Genomic DNA, 20,645 nt, shown 5'->3' with positions numbered 1-20,645 from the left:
TCGAGATCCCTATTTCGAAAGCGGCAGCACAGGCGTCATCGCTGTGCTCCAGAGCCCTGCATCAGTGCAGCCGCTCCCGCTGAAAATAAACTGCGGCCCAGCGCCGCCCTGCATGGTTTGTGTTGCAGCGGCAATGGCCAGCCACGGTGCGGCTTTGCCTGAGTAGCCCAGCGATATGTCCAAGTCCTGGATTCCTTGGTCACGCGTCACCGACATGGGCGCCTCACCCAGTACGGCGTTTATCGCCGCATGACGTTGAGCATCTATTCCTGCCCGCCAAACATGGCGCACCGATTTCGCATCCACCGGTCCCCAGTTCAAGGCTTGCGTCACGGCGTAGTGCAACGCTTCAGTCGATGGTTGCTGTTCAAGCTCCGGGCGATGCAGAACAGCCACAGGAGGCAAAGTCGTTTGCGTCAAACGGTTGCCAAGCAGCAACCCCACTAACACCTCACCTGTTGCTTCGGGCTGCTTCGGTGCGAAGTGCACTGCAATCACCAGCAGCAGTGCCTGATCGTCGCGACACTCATCGAGCCACTGGTCCAGCGCGGGCAAACCACATCCCTCCAAGACGACGAGCGTTTGACGGATACCCGACTTACGCAAAGCCTGTTGCCATACACGGTCCCATGCGCGATCCAGCAAGCCGCTCTCGACCTCCAGCAACACTGCCAGCGGCGTTTCATCAGGCAACTGCTTCAATGACGGCGCCAGCTCGGTAAACAACTGCCCCAGCGTGCGCAGCAATGCAGGCTCGGGGTCTTCATTTACATCGCCAGCCAAACGGCTATGACGTAGCGTTACGCTATCCCATCGGGCGGGTTGCGCCTTTAGGGCTTTGATACTCCCGAGCAACGCATCCATCTGTGCTGCAGGGCTTTCGTCCGGTTTGCGCAAGGCGGTATGCAGGCTTGCGCTCAATACCTCCAGTGAGCGCCGCCCTTGGCGAACTCTCTGCACCAAATCATGCTCACGGGCCTCATCCCAACCATCTGCCGCGTGTTGCTGGCCGAGATACAAGAGCACCCTTGCGGAACTCAGCACACACCAGCCCAGAAACGGGATGCCCAAGGCCAATCCCCAGAACATAGGCGGCTGCTGGCTTACCGGTGCAGTACTGAACAGCAACGCACCCCCTCCTCCCAACAACAGGACGAGCACCAACAGACCAAGCCACCGCCACATACGAGGACGGGCCGGCCGAAGCGCCAGGGCCGGCACCTGATCCATCCTGACCGGCATGGTTAGCTGGCACCTGCAACGGGCAGCGATGAAATCAACGTACAGCCACACGCACAGGCGTGCCCTTCAAAGGCTATCGGGATGCCGTTGTCACGGAAGACCAGGTGGCCCTCGGAAATTTCAGTACGGCCATGGCCTGGGATTGGGCAGTCCACGGGGTCACCTTCACGGGCGACGCCGATACCGCCGAATTTCATGGTGATGGAACCGGAGAGGACTTCGCCTTCGCCGGTTGTTTTGTCGCCTATGCGGATGACTCCTTTCATGCATTACTCCTATGTAAAATACTAATCAGCCAAACAAATTTATTTACTAATCCAGATCCCATCCACGAACTCCAGAAGCTCAGAGCGCGAAATTGAATCCAGATCTTCCACGCGAAGAAGTTTACCGAATTGACTTCCAACATCATTCGTTTTTATTTTCATAGAACCCCTATAATTCATGATATAGGCGGGCAAAAAACAATATGGGGCGGACTGGTTGTTTGTAGGCTGCTTTAGCAATGTTACAAATACACTTTCACGCAATTTAACAACATCAACTTTCTCACACAAAGGATGCGAAGCCATTATGTCAGAAATACTGGATGGATCTTTCCCCAATGCCTCTACGGTGAATTCCTTCCCAAGATACAACCTTTGGATTTCACGCTCGCCGGTCACGGATGCCCCGCCAATCAACCAACCGGTATTATCATGAGAAGTACACTTACAGTCGCACGCGATTAGAAACACACCTTTTTCCTTGCGATTCCAAGATATGGATGCTCGCGGAGCCTCGCATGCCGCTAAGATATTCTTCCCTTCACTGCCGACATCCATAGAGCACTCACCTGAAAAATTACAAACAGCCTCACCCTCAACATCTAAAACATGAGGCTCCTGCGCCCACACTGCCAATGGCACCGTCCCGAAAAGCACAGAAGATACAATCAACCCTAAAGCGTTATATATCACAGACATGCCTTCCTCTTATATCTGCTACAAGATGAAAATTTTTATTATCTCGCCTGGCCGAATACTCACCAATACTAGCCAAATACGGATACCTCCAGCCAACACCCCATCAACATAACTTTGACATAGCGCCAAACTACCTTCACCGCCAACTTGGCACTAAAACAACACGAGCCCGCCATCACAAATATCTTCCGGTATTGCCCATATTGGGCCAGCCCAGAGCATTGCAAAAAAGAAAGCTACGTTTTTAACGAGAACGCCAGACACTCTCAAAGGCACTAGCGAAATTAATAAAACCATTTATTTACACCAATTCAATGGCCCGCAACCCGGCTGGAAATTGGAAATTCCAGACCATCAATATCCGCATGAGCCCCACATACTCCCAACCCAAGCGCGGTCGGGTCAACGCCACCCGAAGACACTTTCAATAGATCGTATTTTTTTTCTATAAGCACCAGACCAAACTTTGAATCATACTCTAACGCACCACCTTTAACAGCCATCTGAAAAGCAAAAGAACAAATATGCTGGTCGGCTTGAGCACTATAAAGCTCAACAAAATAACCAGACGAATTCTTCCTGACTTTTAAGGTATCTCTAAAGCTATTCGAGCAACTCTCTTCCGACCCGACATAAGTGCAAAAACTGCTATCCTTAGAATATTCACCAGCCCAAGTAATATCGAGGACAGCTTTTGGATCACCCCCGCCCCCCGCTTTAGCCGAAGTAAAGACGACAACGAGAACGCAGGTTAAGAAAAAAGACCATCCACTTTTCATTTCTATTTGCCTCCCCTTAGATAACGAGCTCTTTGTCGCCCCTTTTCGTACTGCGCCAACTCCGGAGTCTCCTCAATATAACGTGCCAGCGACTCCGGGTCATTTCCTGAAATGTAAGGCAACTGCCCAGACCATATACTTCCTTCAATCGACTCCAGGCGGTCGAAATCAAGATACCCAAGCAACGAGCCATCTTGGTTCTGTAGGTAATTTGGCCCTACAGAATTTTCCAGTTTACGGAAATCACCTTCGCCGCTGACTATTACTTCTGCTCCTCGCGGCAGAAGATCGAGTACTTTGCCTTGGTGCGACCGATTACGCACATTAAGGCCGTGCTGCTCGGAAGGCCCAGCGCGAACATCTTTAGCGGTCTCCGGGACGAAACGAACTGTACTCTCCGGCCAAAAGGCTGGCCGGGCGATGGTTAAATCGCCTTCGTAGGCCGTTCCGTCTTGCAGATGCATGTACAAACTGTAGAAAATTAGACTGGGAGGAGACTTCGGCTCTCCCTCAATCGCTGGTGGCTCAAGACGGTGACGAACCAACACAAAGTTACGGGAGTAAGGCTTCATCACATGCAGCTTATTGACGATATAAACTGTTCTTGCTGAGTTCTTATTAATACGGTAAGCCACCACCTCGCCATCGGCCAGACAATGCACACTGGCATCATTCGGAACTCCAGTGCCACTATCAAAATGCACACCACCATGCCAAAGCCCGCCCACTCCCAGTGGATATGAACCCGCCGCCGCATTAGCCAACTGCGTTAGTTGCTGTAGTGGAGTGCTCTTATCCTTGAAGGGATGACTCCAATTTTTTATTGCCTCAGGTCGCAACTGGGCAGTCACCGGCGGATGATTTCGGGCGGGCTTTCCATCAGACGTCGGATAGAGCGGTGCCTGCGAACCCTTAGTTTGCGAGTCACTGGAACTAAATATATTAGCAAGCCGTTTGAAAACGCCATCAGCCATGGTGTGTTCGCTCCTGGTTATGAAAAGATGTCATCACCTTTCAACGCTATTGCTCTCTATAGCCGCCATGCGTCCACGAATACCCCCGTATTTTATTTAAGGCCCCCGTATTACCGTATTTCAAAATGCGCCCCTCAACGTCCCGCTCAATCGGATCAAAAATAATTTCACCAATAGTAACTTCACCTCCTACCAGCTTCGCATCACGAATACGAATCGAGCCTTCATACTCATACCAAGATGATACTTCTTTTATATAACCACCAGCCTGCCCAGACGAATCATATATAACAGCCGAAAATATTACCGCCTCGCCCTCGCCATCTTTTCGCTCATAACTTCTGTGCATATAAATCACAACAAATCCAGACTCTTCACCCCACAAGTAAATAGGATATAGATCATTAATCCGCCCTTTCCTTAACTCAGCACTTTCAAAAATATCAAAATCAAATGGCATATATGTCAAGCACTGACTGTCCAGCTTTATTTGACTCAGAGGCAGTTTGACGTCTCTTGGTCTCAAAACAGAAAAAGGCCTGGGCGGATATTGGTTGAATTCCCGAAACACACTTAACTCTGATATTTTTCGCCCAGTCTCATTAGCTTTCAAGCTAGTCAAGCAGCGCATAGCTGACAAGCCATCGCCCGTCCCACTCGATACTTCGCCAGCAATCACCTCGGATAAAACATCGTTACCAGCGCCGTGAAATGCAGCGCTACAACTCATCGAAAAAGTCAACCCCGCCAGCAATACCCACGACAACGTGCTCTTCATTGCGTGATCTCAATTATATTCGGAGTATATTTACCAACATGTAAATGATGGTGATGCCCATCATAATGAACCGTTCGCGGAAGCAGCTTTAACTTTCCACCTTTCTTATATTTCCAAGCATACTGGGTTTGCCAACCGAACTTATACAAAGCCTCATTCATTTTCCCTTGCCTGACCTCATCCAGAGCATCGACTCCAGCCGCCTGATCAAGATAAGTCGGCGTATTCCACGCCTCATCAATTCGCAAGAATCGAAAATCTCCATTCTCTCCATTTATATGCGACGCACTTACACCCGGCGAACCATCAGACATACTAAAGCCCGTCGACACCACGTCTTGATAACCAATATCCATTAGCGCGCCAATGAGACTAGCCAAAGCAGACTGGTTAAGATACTTCCTATCTGTACCAGCAAACCTGAACCCAAAATTCCTAGCGGGTTTCGAACCAAGCCCCGACACATCCATCAAATAAATAATCTCGCCCCCCTTTACACCTTTCCTAACCCACCTTTCTGCTTTAGTGCCCACAAACTTTCCGAAATCATGCTCCACTCCCGAGTTATCAATATAAATATAACAAGCATCTCGCTCTTGCTCCTCGGATGCGTTGATCAAGACTATCTTTTCGATCCGTCCACTCTGGTGTATTCGATACGTTGTGTTGGTAATATTGTATATATTAAAGCTTCCCATCAACCCTATCGGATGAAAGTGATAGACCTTCCCATCAGCCGGCAAACCAACCTTCTCCGCCACTTCCTCCCACCAACTCAGCTGTTTGATCCGTTCCTTCTCCGCCAGCCAATTAGTATGCGGAGTCGAACCGCCGTGACCAAACATCTCATCCAACCCATCCCACTTCTGCGGTTTGTAATACCACTCACTTTCGCAACATATAATTAGCTGCGAGATTGATTGGGCCTGAGCAGGTATTCGAATTGCCGCTTGTATTTCCTCAGCGGTCATTTTCTTATTGCCATCACGATCAATGATGTCGTATAGCCGCTCCTTTAGCGGCCCTGAGTCCCCTGCATCCGCTAACGCGCCATAGCGTTGGAGTTGCTGATCCGTGAAACGCTTAAGTGTTCGAAGGAACGCCGCCACAAAGGCAGGAACAGAGGTATAGTCCGTGATGACAGCATAGCCATGCCATTCCCATGGACTGACCCATGGGGTAACGCCCACCTCCTCGCGCACCCAGCCGTTCAATAGCTTGTTGTCGACATCGTTGAGAAGCTGATTAAGGCGATACCAGTTGTAAGCCTTGTGCCCTGCAGTTGCAGGTACTGTAATTTTTTCTGCAGTAGGCAAGCTATCAAGTAGGCTTTGTGGGATCAATAAATCCGCACCGCTTACTGCGTCGGCCGTACTTAAGGTGGGTAGTTGTTTGGTGCTGAAATGGTCTTGATGGGCCACCACGGGTGTTCCCTTGACCAACTTCAACCAAGTCTTACTCGTGGCGGGTAACTTCGGTGCCCACTCGCGGCACTCCCTAATGAATTGATCTACATCCTCTTCGCTAAAAACCTCGAGATGCAGCTTCTTTTCCGGTTTATCAGCGGCATAGTCCTGGTACCACCCGATGTGACCGATTAGTTCTCCGGCCTTGATCGGGATCGGCTCGTCAAGCACATTCACGCAGTCATATCGGGGCGTACGCAGACTTTGTAGCGACTTGAAATAGACGTATTGAGTGACATGCTCCAACTTTCGAAATTCACCTTCACCACTGACCTTGACTTGAGTTCCGGCTGGCAGCTTTTGGCCAATGGTTTTACTTTTAGGTGTCGCGTCGACATGGACGTTCAACTGATTCTTGAGGCGATACTCTCCCCCCTCAACCGACTCCAGACGGTCGAAGTCAATGTACCCAAGCAACGAGCCATCCTTGTTCAGCAGGTGACTTGGCCCCAAAAACTTTCCCAGTTTACGAAAATCCCCCTCGCCGCTGATCGTTACCTGCGCTCCCCTCGGCAGAAAACCGAGCACTTTGCCTTGGTGCGCTCGATGACGAACATTAAGTCCATACTGTTCGGGAGTTCCGGTACTTACATCTTTCGCGGTCTCCGGAACGAAACAAATTTTACTCTCCGGCCAAAAGGAGGGTCGGTCAATGGTTAAATCACCTTCGTAGGTCGCCCCGTCTTGCAAGTGCATGTACAAACTGTAGAAAAATAGACCGCGAGGAGGAGACTCCGTCTCTCCCTCAATCGCAGGTGGCTCAAGTCGGTGACGGACGAGTACAAAGTTACGAGAGTAAGGCTTCATCAAATGCAGTTTATTGACGACATAAACTGTTTTTGCTGAGTTCCGATCAATACAGTAGGCCACCACCTCACCGTCGGCGATACAGTGCACACTGGCTTTATCTAAACTGCTCAACGTACCGCTGTCAAAATGCACACCGCCATGCCAAAGACCGCCCACTCCCAGCGGGTATGAACCCGACGCTGCATTGGCCAGCTGCGTTAGTTGCTCTAGCGGATTGCTCTTTTCCTTGAACGGGTGGCTCCAATTTTTTATTGCCTCAGGTCGCGACTTGGCAGTCACTGGCCCCATATTTCGGAGCCGCTTTCCATCCGGCGTCAAATAGAGCGGCTCCTGCGAACCCTCCGATTTCGAATCACTGGGGCTAAATATATTGGCAAGCCGTTTGAAAACACCATCAACCATGGTGCGCTCCCTCCTGGTTACGAAAAGAAGTCATCCCGAGAAAACCGTCGAACTCAAAGAGTCAGCGTCATACTCAGTCACCGGGGGAAGTTGTGGCATCTGCGCTACTTGTTTGGCAGCCCCCACTACGTACTCGTAGCTCGCCGACTTGACGATGTAATCCCCTTCGGTGCCCGACTCGATGCTGAACGGGTCCAAGGTGATGTAGCTGCCACCCGCATTAAGGATGATTTTCTTCTTGGCCGTAATACGGATCTCGTCCTCTGTACTGCTGATCTCCAGCCCATGGCGTGCGATCAACTCCAGTTTGTCGTTCTGTGCCTGGATGCTCACCGGCCCTTGGTTGGCAATCAGCTTGATGCCCAGCTTGCGCACGAACACGCTTAGCCCCTGTCCCACACCCATGAACAGGCGCTTGACCACGCTGATATCGGCTTGCCCGCCGGCGTTCAACATCAGGTTGTGCTCAGCGGCTAGTTGCAGATGCTGGCCGCTGGTCAGTGCGATGCCCTGTGGGGCGCTGAGCAGCAGTACCGCCGATTTGAGCTGTTCCAGGTCTTTCTGCAGCAGATTCAGTTGCGCCTGCACATCCGCCGGATCGGCATGGCTGGCTTCGGCATCCACCGAGAGCGCCTGCAACTGCTCACCGGCCTGCTGCAATCGGCCCACGGCGGCGTTCATCTCCAGCATTGGCCCCTGCGCGCGGCGCTGGGCGTCGGCACTGATGAACAGGCCTTTGCCGCCACGGATCGCGGCATGCCCATCGGTGCGCAACTCCGCGCCCTCCCCGCGAGGCTGGCGCTCGGCATCCACCAGATGGCCAAGGTTGAGCTGGCTCTTGCCGCTGTGTTCGGTGCTGAGTTTGAGGTGCTCCTGCCCGCGGGTGTCGTCCATGCGCAGCTTGTTGTTGGCCGGGGTGCGCAGCACGTTGCGCTTATCGTTGCGCAGGGTAACGTGGTCCACATGCTGGCTGTCGTGCAGGGCATGGGCGATGTAGGGCCGGTCCGGGTCGCCTTGCTCGAAGGCCACCGCCACTTCGGTGCCTGCAATCAGCGGTAAATGCAGGTCATGGGTGTCGCCGGCGTAGGGCCGGGCCAGGCGTAGCCAGACGCTTTCCTCACCAGCCTTCCAGCTGTCGCGATCGAACAGGAAGTTCACCCGGTAGCGCCCTTCCAGGTCGATATGGGCGTAGGGGTCGTTGGCCTGTGGGCTGGTGATGCGGGCCGGGACAGTGCCCGCGATTTGCGGTTTTTCCTTCAGTTCTGGACGAAAGCACACCGTTTCTGAATAGGGCATGGCCTGGAAGATGGCCTCAAAGCTGCTGTCGCGGGAGGCCTTGGTAGTCAGGCCGATGATCACCGCACCCGGCGTGAAGGCCTGAGGCGCACCGCCGGAGACCTTGAGCACCTGGCCCGGCGCCAAGGTGGCGCTGCTGCTGATGCCGCTGAGTTGGGTCTGCCCATTCAGGTAACGTTCGTGACGCAGACGCGCATAGAAGTAGCCGCTTTCGCCTTCCAGGTCTTCGTCCTGGGACTGCGCATCGCCGAGTACGCGGTAGGGTTCAGCGTAGTGGTAGGCCTCGCCATAGGTGGTAGTCGCGCCCCGGCTCTGGTCGATTTCGCCGCTCAGGTGGGCGCCGGCATCGCGGTGATGGTAAGCCCGGAAATGCACCTGCTGCTCGACCACTTCGTGGCTCGATTGCAGTTGCCACACCGCATCCTGGCCGCTGCTGCCCAGCCCGGATTGCGGGCGAAGGGGCAGCTCGATGTCGAACTGATAGTGGCGTTGATCGTCGCGAAACTCGACCACATCGATGCCCAAACGCTCGTCGCTGGTGAAGCGGTACCAGATGCCGACCTCGGCCAGCAGGCGGGCAATAAAGACCAGGTCGCTTTCACCGTATTGCATGACCTGTTCGCGCTTGGGGTAGTCGCGTTTGAGGATGAACAGAAAGTCCTGACCTTCCAAGCCGTGGCGGTTACGCAAGATGCTTTCGACGATCTCCGGCACCGATTGGTGCTGGTAGATGCGAAACTGCCGGCCACGACCGAGCAGGGCCAGGCGTGGCTGCAGGGTGATCGCATAGGTGGCCTGGTCATTGGAGCCGGACTGACGCTTGAAGCCGGTGACCACACCCTGCAGGGTGCGCAGCGGTTTGACCTCTGGCGCGCTGAACCCGGCGACCGGCAGCTTTTGCGGTGCGGCGTGCAGGCTGAAGCTGGCGTCCTGGCCGAGCATACTTTCCGCAGCCAGGTCACGCTCGGTGCTGGTGAATTCCACGCGATAGGTGAAAGGTTGGCTCAGGTGTTCTTGACCTTCAAAGGCCAGAACATCGAGCCTGGCCTCAACGTTGCGCACACTCAGCGTATGCCGGCTATGGTCGAAGAAGTTTTGCAATCCATCAAGCATGCTCACACCTCCAGCGCAACGGGCTGAGCCGTGTCTTGAACATCGGTGAATTGCAGGCTGATGCCTTCGTCGTCGCTATAGCCGAGGCGCACGCCGTGGGTACGTTGCTGCGCCGCGCGGCGCTCCAGCAATTGCTGGCTAAGCACCGGCAGGATTTGCTCGTTGAGCAGGCTGTCGATGTTGCGTGCGCCTGAATCGGGCAGCAGGCAGGCGGCAACCAGCGCGTCATTCAGGGCGTCGTCAATCTGACAGTCCAGGCCGTAATGGCGCTGCAGGCGCTTGGCGACCTGGGCCAGCTTGATCGCCACGATGCGCTTGAGTGCATCGGCCTGCAGCGGGCGATAGATCAGGGTTTGAAAGCGTGCCAGCAACGCGGGTTGGAAGTGCTCACTCAGGATAGGACGCAGCAGTTCATGCAGCACGCTGTCCGGTGCGTCAGGTTGTTCCTGCACACAGGTTTGCAGCAGGTCGCTGCCGAGGTTGGAGGTCATGAGGATGACGGTGTTGCGAAAGTCGATCTCGCGCCCTTCGCCATCGCGCATGAAGCCGCGATCAAAGACCTGGTAGAACAGATTGAGCACGTCGCGATGGGCCTTTTCCACCTCGTCGAGCAGCACGACGCTGTAGGGCCGTTGGCGCACGGCTTCGGTAAGCACACCGCCCTGACCATAACCGACGTAGCCGGGCGGTGAGCCCTTGAGTTGGCTGACGGTGTGGGCTTCCTGGTATTCGGAAAAGTTGAGGGTGATCAGTGATTTTTCGCCGCCGAACAGGCTGTCGGCCAGGGCCTGGGCGGTTTCGGTTTTGCCCACGCCGCTGGTGCCGACCAGCAGGAACACGCCCAGCGGCGCCTTGTCATCGGTGAGGCCAGTTTTGGCCGCGCGCAAGCGCTGGGCCATAGCGCTCAAGGCCAGTGCTTGCCCGATGACACGCTCGCCCAGTTGCTGCTCCAGCATCAGCAGGTTGGCCTGTTCATCCTTGAGCAAACTGCCCAGCGGCACCCCGGTCCAATCGGCAATGACTTCCGCTACGCTACGTGCCTCGACGTCCAGAGACAGCAGGGGTTGATTGCCCTGGACATCGCTCAACTGCCGTTGCAGCTTCGCGCAGGCCTCTAGCTGCAACGGCTGCGCTTGACGCGCATCAATCAGTTGCTGGGTCAGGTCAAGTTCTTGCCGATATTGCTGTTCCAAGTCAATGTATTGGCGTTGCAGCTCAGCGTGTTGGGCGGCAATCACCGCCAGGCGTTCATTGGCACCATGCCCGCCAAGGCGCTGATCCTGTTCCAGCGCCTGGCCCTCCAGCTCCAAGGCCACTTGCCGGGCACTCAGGCGGATCAACGCCTGCGGTTCGCAGTCCAGGCTCATGCGCACTCGGGCGCTGGCGGTGTCCAGCAGGTCGACCGCTTTATCGGGCAACTGGCGACCGGTGAGGTAGCGCCGCGACAGGCTGACCGCAGCCTGCACGGCCGCATCCTGAATGTGCACGCCATGATGGGTGGCGTAGCGCCCTTTGAGGCCACGCAACATCAGGCTGGCGTTGGCATCATCCGGCTCATCGACCTTGACCATCTGAAAGCGCCTTTCCAAGGCGGCATCGCGCTCGAAGTACTGTTTGTACTCGCTCCAGGTGGTCGCAGCGATGGTGCGCAACTCACCTCGGGCCAAGGCGGGCTTGAGCAGGTTGGCCGCGTCGGCGCCGCCAGCCTGGTTGCCGGCACCGATCAGGGTATGGGCTTCGTCAATGAACAACAGCACCGGTTGTTCAGACTGTTGCACCGCGTCGATCACGTTTTTCAGCCGTTGTTCAAACTCGCCTTTGACGCCTGCGCCAGCTTGCAATAAGCCAAGGTCAAGGGTGCGCACACTGACTGATTTGAGACTGTCGGGCACCATACCGTGGGCGATGCTCAACGCCAGGCCTTCGACCAGTGCGGTCTTGCCGACACCGGGTTCGCCCACCAGAATCGGGTTGTTCTTGCGACGGCGGCTGAGGATGTCGATGACCTGGCGGATTTCGTCGTCACGGCCAAACACCGGGTCGATCTGCCCTTGTGCTGCCTTGGCAGTGAGGTCGTGGGTGAACCTGTTCAGCACCGCCTGCAACGCCTCCACTTTTTTCGTTGCGCTGGGTGGGAGTATGGCGAGCTCACCTGAAGACATTTCGGGATCACTTGGCTCGACTGCCCCCTGCACTTCAGGGCGTTCCTCGGACGATTGATCCAACAGCACCAAGAGGCGCTGCAACTGAGCCTCACTGAGGCTGAGCAGTGGCCATGCGGTTTCACACACCAACAAGCTGGGCGTTTCCATCAACGCGCTCAGCAGGTGTACGGAACGCAGACTGTCGTTGTTGTCGTCCAGCGAGGCCCGCAACCAGGCGTTTTTGATCAGTTGCTGCAATGGCTCCGACAGTTGCGGCTTGCTCTGCACGCTGCGAGGTAGTTGATCAATGTGTTCAAGCAGCCCGTACCACAGCGTCTCCATATTCCATTCGTAACGACGCGCGATCACGGTCAGGTCACCGTCTCCCTGCCCCAGCAACTTGAGCAGCCAGTGTTCAATGGTGATCTGTGCGTGCGCACGGCTTTGGCACAGCGAGGCCGCTGCACTCAATGCCTGGGCGCAGTAGGGGTTGAGGCGGCGAAGCAAGCGAGTGGAATTGGGTGCCATACGGTTACATCCTTGTGCGGGGATCAGGGTGTGTCGTCGATAAAACCAGCCGGGGTTGTGCAACTCGATGTGTTTGGCTGAACGCCCGCGAACGGACGCTCAACCCAGCACACCGGCAGCCAGCAGGCGAAAGCACGCCTGCGGCTCCGTGCTTATCACGCGCTTTGGCGTTCGTTCCACGAATCGGAGTGGATGATGTTGCCGTCCTTGTAGGTCCAGGTGACCTTTTCGTAACGCAACTCGACCTGCTCCAGGTGGTTGTGCTTCTCTTTGGCTGGGTCTTTGACGTCGTGCATTTTCGGTGCGACTTTCACCACCTTGACGTTTTCCAGTTTGGTGATGAAATACTCGACTTCTTCCCCGGCGTCGTCGATGCGATACCACTTGAACTCAGCACTCTTGAGGGTTTGCCCGGTGGTCACGGCCTTGTAAAGGTAAGGGCTGGACGAATCGATTTCCTTGGAAAACAGAAACGGGGTATGTACGCGCGTCCCGGTCAACTTGCCGGTGTTGTTGTCGGTGGGGATGTACAGGCTGTGGTCCTGGGCAACCACTTCGATGCTGCCTTCGCGCTTTTGCACGTCCACCGAACCTTTGATGCTTGCGCCGCCGTCGTCTTGCAGCCAGAGGTAAACGGGAATTGCCATGTGAAGCTCCTTTTCTTGGAAATTTAACTGTCGCGGGATACGACAGGGGGTTGCCTGTCCGGCTCCGCGGTAGAGAGCACGCACGCCCCTGCCTCCGGTACCAGACGGATATCTACGCGGCGATTGGCTGCACGCCCCGCTTCGGTGTCGTTACTGGCGATCGGCTGGCTGGCGCCGAAGCCCTGCACCGCAAAACAGCTGTCGGGCATGCCGCCCATCTGCTGCATCCAGGCATGCACGACGGCAGCGCGGGCGTGAGATAGCCGAAGGTTGTTATGTGAGTCGCCGGTAGCGTCGGTATGCCCGGCGATCACGATCAGCCAGCCTGGCTGCGCCTTGATGCCGACCAGCGCATTGATTAGGACTTTGGTCGAATCCGGCTTGAGCTGGGCACTGCCGGTAGCGAATAGCGACAGGCTGTCCAGCCGTACGGGGTTGGCAATTCGCGTGGGCGGTGTGGTCGACGGTGGCTCAACATGCGCGGCCAGCACTGCCAGCAACGGGGCGCGCAGGCGTTCGCCGCGGTACAGGCCCAGGCCGAATGCCAAGGGCACGCCGTGCCGGTAGTAAGCGTCCAGGCGCTGGGCATCCTGGCGAAGGACGGTTACCGCGTCTTCACGCCAAAGAAACCCGCGCTGCTCACGCTGAGTCGGCTGTGGAATGGCCGCATAACGCCGTAGATCGTCACTGACCTGACGCACCAACAAGGTGTTCTGCCACGCTGAGCTTGCGAGTGCGACTACACCTGCGACGGCGAATAACCACACTGCTGCAATGCTTGCGCGATGTACCGGGGAGCGCAGCGGACCGAGCGGGAACAGGCAGAGCAACGCGTCCGGGAACGGCAAGACCGCATCCGTCACCACCGGCCTGTTGTCAATCAGCGCCACTTTGCTGCGTAACCATTGCTGCCACAGGCTCCCTTTCACGGCATAAGGCAATGCCGGCACCAACTTGACTGCGCAGATAGTTGCCAAACCTGGAGAGCTGCGAGTGCCGAGGTGTGGCAGCACGGCGTCATGCAGCCAGGCCACAACGCTGTTCAGCTGCACACTCGCGTGCATCCGAGCCGCCTGTATGGACGAGCCAGTGATTTGCTGCTGCCACTCATCCAAACTGACGCAGGCCCCCGCATCACGCACACGGGCCTCGGCCTGGCCGTTGTTCCAACTGAACCAAGGCTCCTCGCCCTGCAAGGTTTGCAGGTAGCTCACCAGCAACAGCGGCAGCGCAATGCCGCGCTTGCGTGCCAAGGCCACCTGGTGATTGAAGGCACGCACTTGACCGGCGAGTACGGCCCCATCGCTATGCGCGCCGGGGTTGACGGTGAACATCACGCCAAGTTGCCCTCCCCAGCCTGGGCGCAAGGCCAGGACGCTATCGGTGACGACCGGCAGCTGCTTCAGGCTGGGCACGCGCACATAGCAACCTTGCTCGGTGACACGCAAGGCCAAATGCTCGGCTGGAACAATGCCGAATAGGCCCTCCAGGCCATCACCGCAAACCAGCACGACGGGGTGACGGAACGACGCCGCAGGCAGGGCCATGTTATCGGCCAGGCGTACCGACCCGCGCTGCCGTTCGACACGGTGACGCAGCGATACCCAGGCCCACGCAACACAACACACGGCTATCAACACGCCGAGGGCACGTACCCATATCGCGAGCGGAATGATGGCCAGCAAAGCCAGGACCAGTGCCCCTGCCCACAGGTAAAGTATTCGATACAGGTTGAAGGTCATCTGGCCCTCACGCCTGATCAGGCAAGAGCGAGGCAATTGCGCCGCTCAATAGGTGATCCATTCCCCACCATGTGGCCGCAAGCAACATCCCCACGGCCACTACATGGACCAGAGGTGAGCGCAGCCAAGCCAGGCCTGCGATCAGCTCACTGCCGTTCGCCTGGGTTATCAGGCTTTGACTGACCCGAAGTGGAGTGATCCGTGCACTGAGGTCAACCAATAACTGCTCACGCTCGGGATCACTCAGATCACGATAGCGCCCACGAAACCCCAACATCAGTACCCGTTGAAAGGCCGTCAGCACCTGCCGATCGGGCGCAGGCTCGCGCAAGACGTCGCGCATGTCCTCGTACAGAAACTCGCCCGCCTGATGGCGATTAAAGAACTTGGTCTGCAACGGTTCGCTGGCCCAGGAGGCGTGCGCGTCACCTTCGGCGCAAGTGAGTACGGTTTCATCCAGCAACGCGCACTGAGCATGACTGATGCGGTCTATGCTGCGTTGGCTCAGGCCCGCCAGTTTCAACTGCTGCCGAACGTGTTCAACCTGCTCAACACAAAGTTGCGACAGGTCCTGGCTGCGCGGCACGGAGGCGCCTTGGCGCAACTCGACCACCAACAGGTAGGTGTCCTGCAACAGCGCATCGATATCCACAACCACTGCTGTGTGTTCTTTGGAAGCCGTCAGGTTCATGAGCGCAGCACCGCAAACAGTTCAAGTTTCACGTCGGCCAAGGTGCTTGGCACATAGAAAGCGCATACCCCTTCGTCCACCACCGCCTGCCCCTTTGAATGATCAAGGTCCAGCGCGAAATACTGGTTTTCCAGACGCAATGGAATCGCCGCCGGTACATGGCTGAGGGATTGCAGCGGAATACCGTCGAGCGCCGCGTTGACCAGGTAATTGACCTCGTCCGGCGTACCGATCTTGCACAGACGTGGGAACTGGTCCTGCAGCTGCGCCGCCGGTAGTCGGCAGCGCACCGACAGATAGAAATCAGCACCATCACGCTCGCGCAGCCGAGGGTCGTTCAGCGTGACCTGCCAGCGATTGGCGCCATGCTCCTCCAGCTCCAAAGCAATGACCCGCGACGGCAGGCTGGCTTCAAGCAACAGGGAAATGGTGTGCATCAATGGTGGAAACACCATCTCCAAAGACTCGTGCCGGTAAGCTGGAATCTTGTCGATATCGTGCTCCAATGAGAACGTCAGCAGACTGCCGGCCAGCTTTATCAACTGCTGATAGACCTGCTCGGGGTGCCGTGCGGGAAATGCCTGAAGATCCGCCAATACCGGCTGATAGGTATTCAAGGCATTGAGCAACCAGAACAGCGATACATCAGCCACAGCAAAGTCGGCCATGCGCTGGTTGCTTTCCCGGCGCATGCCCATAAGCCGTTGCCGCTTGGCCGATAGCTGCGTCAACAGGTTGTCCAACTGGTTCAACAACCCTGCATGGGCAGCGAAGCTCAATAGCGGCGGCACATAGGCAGGATCCAGGCTCCAGGCGCCCTGCCCATCACGCACCAGACGCGCGACCGGGCACGTCAGGTAATCAGCGTTGTCATCGCGATGCAGACGCAGGCTAAGCGCGTGCTCCAGCACACTGATCGACTGCACCTCGTCGGCATAAATGTCCTGCACCTCGCGCCACGACTGGCGATAGCGCATCGGTCGATCAACTCTGCCACCCTCAAACAAGCAGTTGTTGCCGTTGGCCTGCTCCAGCGGCAAGGCCAAATGCAACAACGCTTCCTGATCATCGTCAGCCAGTAACTGCGCCAGCTCCAAGGCAAGAGGCAGACGGTCCACCTGCTCAGTGTCGATCCACGTGCCATCCGGCATCCGCACGCGCAGTCGAGTCACCTTGAGCTTGCCCAACTGCAAAACCTGCGGGTCAAACTCAACGGCCTGGACACCCCAAGGGTGCGCCAGGGTCAGTTGAGCGAGCCGCTCGTTAGTCCAAGCCTCCCAGCGCGCCTGTTGCTGGAATTGCTGCGGACACAGCAACGCCCCGGCGGCCCATAGAGGGCGATCGATCTTCATGGCATCGTTTCCCTACGACTGAATCAGGCTTTGGCCTTGGGCATCTGCGAAACCAGCGACAGATTCACGTCCATGCCCTCGACTTGGAAGTGAGGCACGGCGTACAACTTGATACGGAAGAAGCCGGGGTTATCCTCAATGTCTTCAACCGTCACCTTCGCATCCCGCAGCGGGTGCGAGGCTTGCAGGTCATCGCCCGGATCAGTCATTTCAGTCACCAGCCCGCCGATCCATTTGTTCAGCTCAAGCTCCAGCAGGCGACGATCCTTGGTGGTGCCGATGTTTTCGCGCTGGATCAGCTTCAGGTAGTGGGCTATGCGAGACAGCAGGAAGATGTAAGGCAGGCGCGCGTTGATGCGGCTGTTGGCGGTGGCGTCGGCCGTGTCGTACAACGCGGGCTTTTGCGCAGAATTAGCCGAGAAGAAGCACGCATAGTCGCGGTTCTTGTAGTACGAAAGTGGGATGAAACCGAGATTGGCAAATTCAAACTCGCGCGTTTCCGGGATCATCACTTCGGAAGGGATCTTGACCTGATTGCCAGTGCCCAAGTCGTACAGGTGGATCGGCAACTCAGTGACGGCACCGCCCGATTGCGGCCCACGAATCTGCACGCACCAGCCATTGGTGACGAAGCTCTTGACCATGTTGGCGGCAAAGGCAAACGACGCGTTGGTCCACAGGTACTTGTCGTGATCTGGCCCTTTTACGCTTTCGATGTAATTGAAGCTGCGTACGGGAACGGTGTCGGGCCCATAGGGCAGCCGACCCAGAACGCGTGGCATGACCAAGCCGATATAGCGTGCATCATCACTGTCACGCAATGCCTTCCACTTGATGTATTCGGCACGGTCAAAGTAGTTGCCGATGTCTTTTATCGCGGCGACCTCTTCCATAGAATCTTTGCCAAAGAAGGCCGGGCCTACGGAACCCACAAACGGCATATGCGCAGCGGCGGCCACTTTTGAAATATTGCGCAACAAGGCAATGTCCTGAGGACTGCGGTCGAATTCGTAGTTGGAGATGGCCGAGGCAATCGGCTCACCCCCCGGGGTATCGTATTCCTGAGTATAGGTATGCAGATACAAACCACTCTGGGCGATTTCCGGAGCATCCTCGAAATCCTGCACCAGGTGATCCTTGCTAATATCCAACAGTTCTATACGAACGTTCTGACGGAAGTCTGTCTGGTCGATCAGCGATTTCACGCCACGCCACGTTGACTCAACGCGTTGAAAGTCAGGATGGTGCATGACCACGTCAAGTTGACGACTGATCTGCATATCCAGCAAAGCGATGTGCTCGTCCAGCAGAATCTTGTCCAGCCGCTCGACTTTTTGTGTAGATTGCTTAATCAACTTTAAAAAGACATTCACGGCGGCCGTTACCCGCTCATCAGCCGAGACCTCAGACAGCGCCTCAGAATTCTGGAAAACTTCGATACCTCCCAACTCAGTAACTGGGCTTAAGTTGATCTTGTTAAACAAGGTGGCATAAACACCATTGTTATGTTCAGACAATACTGTAGCGCCGTGCGATTGCACGCTGGAATTTTCTGCAGGCATGATGGAACTTCCTTTTAAAACTACCGATATGAATTAACGTTCTTCCTTGGGCGCCAGAGCAGCCAGCTCGGCTCGAAGTTCATCACTGAGTGCGTCATCCTTAAGGATGCGCTCCAGCTCATGACGAAAGGTCACGTTATCCAACAGGTTCGATTTGAGGTCACGCAACAGGTTGCGCATGGCCAACAAGGCGCGCAGTTGCGGAATCTGCCTCGCTACCTGCTCGGGCTCGAAGTCCTTCATGCTCTGGAAATTCAACTCGACGGAGGTGTCAGACGCATCGCCGGCCAATGTGTTATCGACTGCGAGTTTCACGCTAGGCGAAAACTCACCCAGAACATTGTCGAAGTTGTTTTTATTGATGTTGACCTTGCCTCGCTCAGAGAGCGGGCGTTGCTCCTTGCCATTGCTGTAATCACCCATGATCATCAGCTTGAGCGGCAACTCGACTTTCTTCTGGGCACCACCAGTATGCAAATCAAGCTTGATGTTGACTCGCGCCTTGGGCACTTCACTCTGAAAACTTTTTGAAGCCATGATCCCACCTCTCCAGACACTTTTTTAACAGCAGTTGCTGCCGTAAATAAAGTAAGACTGGAGCCTATACCTCCAGCCTACTCGCCAGCGCATCCACCGGCCGCAGTACATAAACTCCATTTCATGAGATCAAAAAGTGCTACGTACGATGTACTTATTTCCTTCCTCATTACAATGAAGTATCCCAATCAACCTTGACCAGCCCTCAAAGCCCTAGAGGGAACTTTCGACAACGAATTGGCGAGTTTTCCTACATGAACTGAATCGCCCCGGGTCTCGTAGGCACCTCTTTGCCTTAAACTGAAGCCAATTGGGAGATGCCATGAGCAACCCGCGTTACCCCGAAGAATTCAAAATCCAAGCAGTCAATCAAGTGACCGAAAAGAAGCTGCCTGTCGCTGAGGTAGCGGGCCGTCTTGGCGTGTCGACGCATAGCCTCTATGCCTGGAAAGCGCTACAGCAAACCTCAAGAAGAACGGCAGCAGGACGATGATCAGCACGCTGAACGGCGTCGTCTGCGAGCGGAACTCAAGCGCGTCACTGAAGATCGAGGCATATCAAAAAAGTCCGCAGCGTACTTTGCCAAGGAGTGCGGCTGAAGTACGCCTTTATCAAGCAGCGCACTGGCGACTATTCGATTCGAAGGCTTTGCCTCACGCTGAAAGCCCATCCCAGCGGTTATTACGCGCGGCTGTCTGAGCCGCAATCTGTACGCGTCCAACGCGAACAACGACTTCTAGGGTTGATCAAGCATTCCCGACTGGAGAGCGGCGGCATTTACGACTATCGCAAAATCCATGACGATCTGCGCGATGAGGATTGTGGTCGTCATCGTGTGGCGAGGCGGATGCGTCTTGAAGGTCTGCGTTCTCAGACAGGTTATCGACGCCGCCCTGGAAAGTACGGCGGTAAGCCAGCGGTCGCCTCACCCAATTTGCTGAAGCGCCAGTTCGACGTCGTGGAACCCAACAAGGTTTGGGTCAGCGACATTACCTACATTCATACGTATGAAGGCTGGTTGTATTTGGCGGTGGTGCTGGATCTGTTTTCTCGCCAGGTTGTAGGCTGGCCAATGAAGTCGCAGATGACCCGTGATTTGGCGATTTATGTGTTGTTGATGGCGGTTTGGAGGCGTAAACCGAAACAAGAGGTGATGGTTCATTCCGACCAAGGCCCAGTACAGCAGTTCAGATTGGCGCAGCTTTTTGAAGGCAAACAATTTGGTTGCCAGCATGAGCCGCCGAGGCAACTGCCATAATAACGCCGTGGCCGAGAGCTTTTTCCAACATCTAAAGCGGGAACGGGTCAAGCGGAGAATCTACACCACGCGGGAAGATGCCAGTAGTGATGTATTCGATTACATCGAAATATTCTACAACGTAAAACGCCGCCATGGTTTCAACAATCAACTTTCACCAGTAGAGTTTGAAAAGCGTTACGCAATGAGCTTGCAAGGTGTCTAGAGAATCATGAGCGATTCGTACAACCTATCATACCAGAAGATCCATTTACGATTCCTTCATCAACGTTAACGATACAAAGTCAAACACCATCTCAAAATCAACACGCCTACGTCCGTTAGGTCGAACGTAATTTGCAATCTTCGACACATTGCGA

The 20,645-nt window shown here is 55.6% G+C and carries 15 protein-coding genes and 1 pseudogene; 1 reads left to right on the top strand and 15 read right to left on the bottom strand.

Annotated features, from left to right (window positions below):
• Window positions 1-9: 9 nt before the first annotated feature.
• The 15 genes from HBO19_RS07195 to tssB form a co-directional block, all read right to left on the bottom strand.
• Complete coding sequence (locus HBO19_RS07195) at window positions 10-1,128, bottom strand: hypothetical protein (RefSeq protein ID WP_262386241.1); 1,119 nt, start codon at window positions 1,126-1,128, stop codon at window positions 10-12.
• Between the two features lie 116 nt (window positions 1,129-1,244).
• Window positions 1,245-1,508: a PAAR domain-containing protein gene (locus tag HBO19_RS07190; RefSeq protein WP_170057160.1), complete on the bottom strand. Its 264-nt coding sequence runs from the start codon at window positions 1,506-1,508 to the stop codon at window positions 1,245-1,247.
• A gap of 39 nt (window positions 1,509-1,547) precedes the next feature.
• Entirely contained in the window at window positions 1,548-2,207 is a 660-nt protein-coding gene (locus tag HBO19_RS07185) for a hypothetical protein (RefSeq protein ID WP_170057159.1), read from the bottom strand.
• Between the two features lie 311 nt (window positions 2,208-2,518).
• Window positions 2,519-2,986, bottom strand: coding sequence for a hypothetical protein (locus tag HBO19_RS07180; protein WP_170057158.1), 468 nt, complete (start codon window positions 2,984-2,986; stop codon window positions 2,519-2,521).
• Between the two features lie 2 nt (window positions 2,987-2,988).
• Complete coding sequence (locus HBO19_RS07175; RefSeq protein WP_170057157.1) at window positions 2,989-3,960, bottom strand: hypothetical protein; 972 nt, start codon at window positions 3,958-3,960, stop codon at window positions 2,989-2,991.
• A 46-nt stretch (window positions 3,961-4,006) separates the two neighbouring features.
• Complete coding sequence (locus tag HBO19_RS07170) at window positions 4,007-4,738, bottom strand: hypothetical protein (RefSeq protein WP_170057156.1); 732 nt, start codon at window positions 4,736-4,738, stop codon at window positions 4,007-4,009.
• Window positions 4,735-7,416 (bottom strand): hypothetical protein, encoded by a 2,682-nt coding sequence (locus HBO19_RS07165; RefSeq protein WP_170057155.1) that lies wholly within the window; start codon window positions 7,414-7,416, stop codon window positions 4,735-4,737. The genes HBO19_RS07170 and HBO19_RS07165 overlap by 4 nt, the downstream gene beginning before the upstream one ends.
• Window positions 7,417-7,446: 30 nt before the next feature.
• Entirely contained in the window at window positions 7,447-9,825 is a 2,379-nt protein-coding gene (vgrG, locus tag HBO19_RS07160) for a type VI secretion system Vgr family protein (protein WP_170057154.1), read from the bottom strand.
• A gap of 2 nt (window positions 9,826-9,827) precedes the next feature.
• Window positions 9,828-12,497: a type VI secretion system ATPase TssH gene (gene tssH / locus HBO19_RS07155; protein ID WP_170057153.1), complete on the bottom strand. Its 2,670-nt coding sequence runs from the start codon at window positions 12,495-12,497 to the stop codon at window positions 9,828-9,830.
• Window positions 12,498-12,652: 155 nt separating this feature from the next.
• Entirely contained in the window at window positions 12,653-13,144 is a 492-nt protein-coding gene (locus HBO19_RS07150) for an Hcp family type VI secretion system effector (RefSeq protein WP_065952232.1), read from the bottom strand.
• Window positions 13,145-13,167: 23 nt separating this feature from the next.
• Window positions 13,168-14,886: an OmpA family protein gene (locus HBO19_RS07145; RefSeq protein ID WP_170057152.1), complete on the bottom strand. Its 1,719-nt coding sequence runs from the start codon at window positions 14,884-14,886 to the stop codon at window positions 13,168-13,170.
• 7 nt (window positions 14,887-14,893) lie between these two features.
• Entirely contained in the window at window positions 14,894-15,577 is a 684-nt protein-coding gene (gene tssL / locus HBO19_RS07140) for a type VI secretion system protein TssL, short form (RefSeq protein ID WP_170057151.1), read from the bottom strand.
• Window positions 15,574-16,929 carry a type VI secretion system baseplate subunit TssK gene (tssK, locus tag HBO19_RS07135; RefSeq protein WP_170057150.1) on the bottom strand — a complete coding sequence of 452 codons (1,356 nt, stop codon included), beginning with the start codon at window positions 16,927-16,929 and terminating at the stop codon, window positions 15,574-15,576. Before tssK ends, tssL begins: the two co-directional genes overlap by 4 nt.
• 23 nt (window positions 16,930-16,952) lie before the next feature.
• The gene (tssC, locus tag HBO19_RS07130) at window positions 16,953-18,491 is read right to left on the bottom strand and encodes a type VI secretion system contractile sheath large subunit (RefSeq protein WP_170041189.1); all 1,539 of its coding nucleotides are present in this window, start codon (window positions 18,489-18,491) and stop codon (window positions 16,953-16,955) included.
• A gap of 33 nt (window positions 18,492-18,524) precedes the next feature.
• Window positions 18,525-19,028 carry a type VI secretion system contractile sheath small subunit gene (tssB, locus tag HBO19_RS07125; RefSeq protein WP_169956516.1) on the bottom strand — a complete coding sequence of 168 codons (504 nt, stop codon included), beginning with the start codon at window positions 19,026-19,028 and terminating at the stop codon, window positions 18,525-18,527.
• 322 nt (window positions 19,029-19,350) lie between these two features.
• On the opposite strand from tssB, the pseudogene HBO19_RS07120 reads away from it, so the two are divergent.
• Window positions 19,351-20,491 (top strand): annotated as a pseudogene (locus HBO19_RS07120) (IS3 family transposase).
• Window positions 20,492-20,645: the final 154 nt, after the last annotated feature.

The organism is Pseudomonas sp. WS 5021, assembly GCF_012985535.1.
GTDB lineage: Bacteria > Pseudomonadota > Gammaproteobacteria > Pseudomonadales > Pseudomonadaceae > Aquipseudomonas.
Note: the sequence above shows the minus strand (reverse complement) of the source record. Positions and strands in the feature narration are given on the sequence as shown.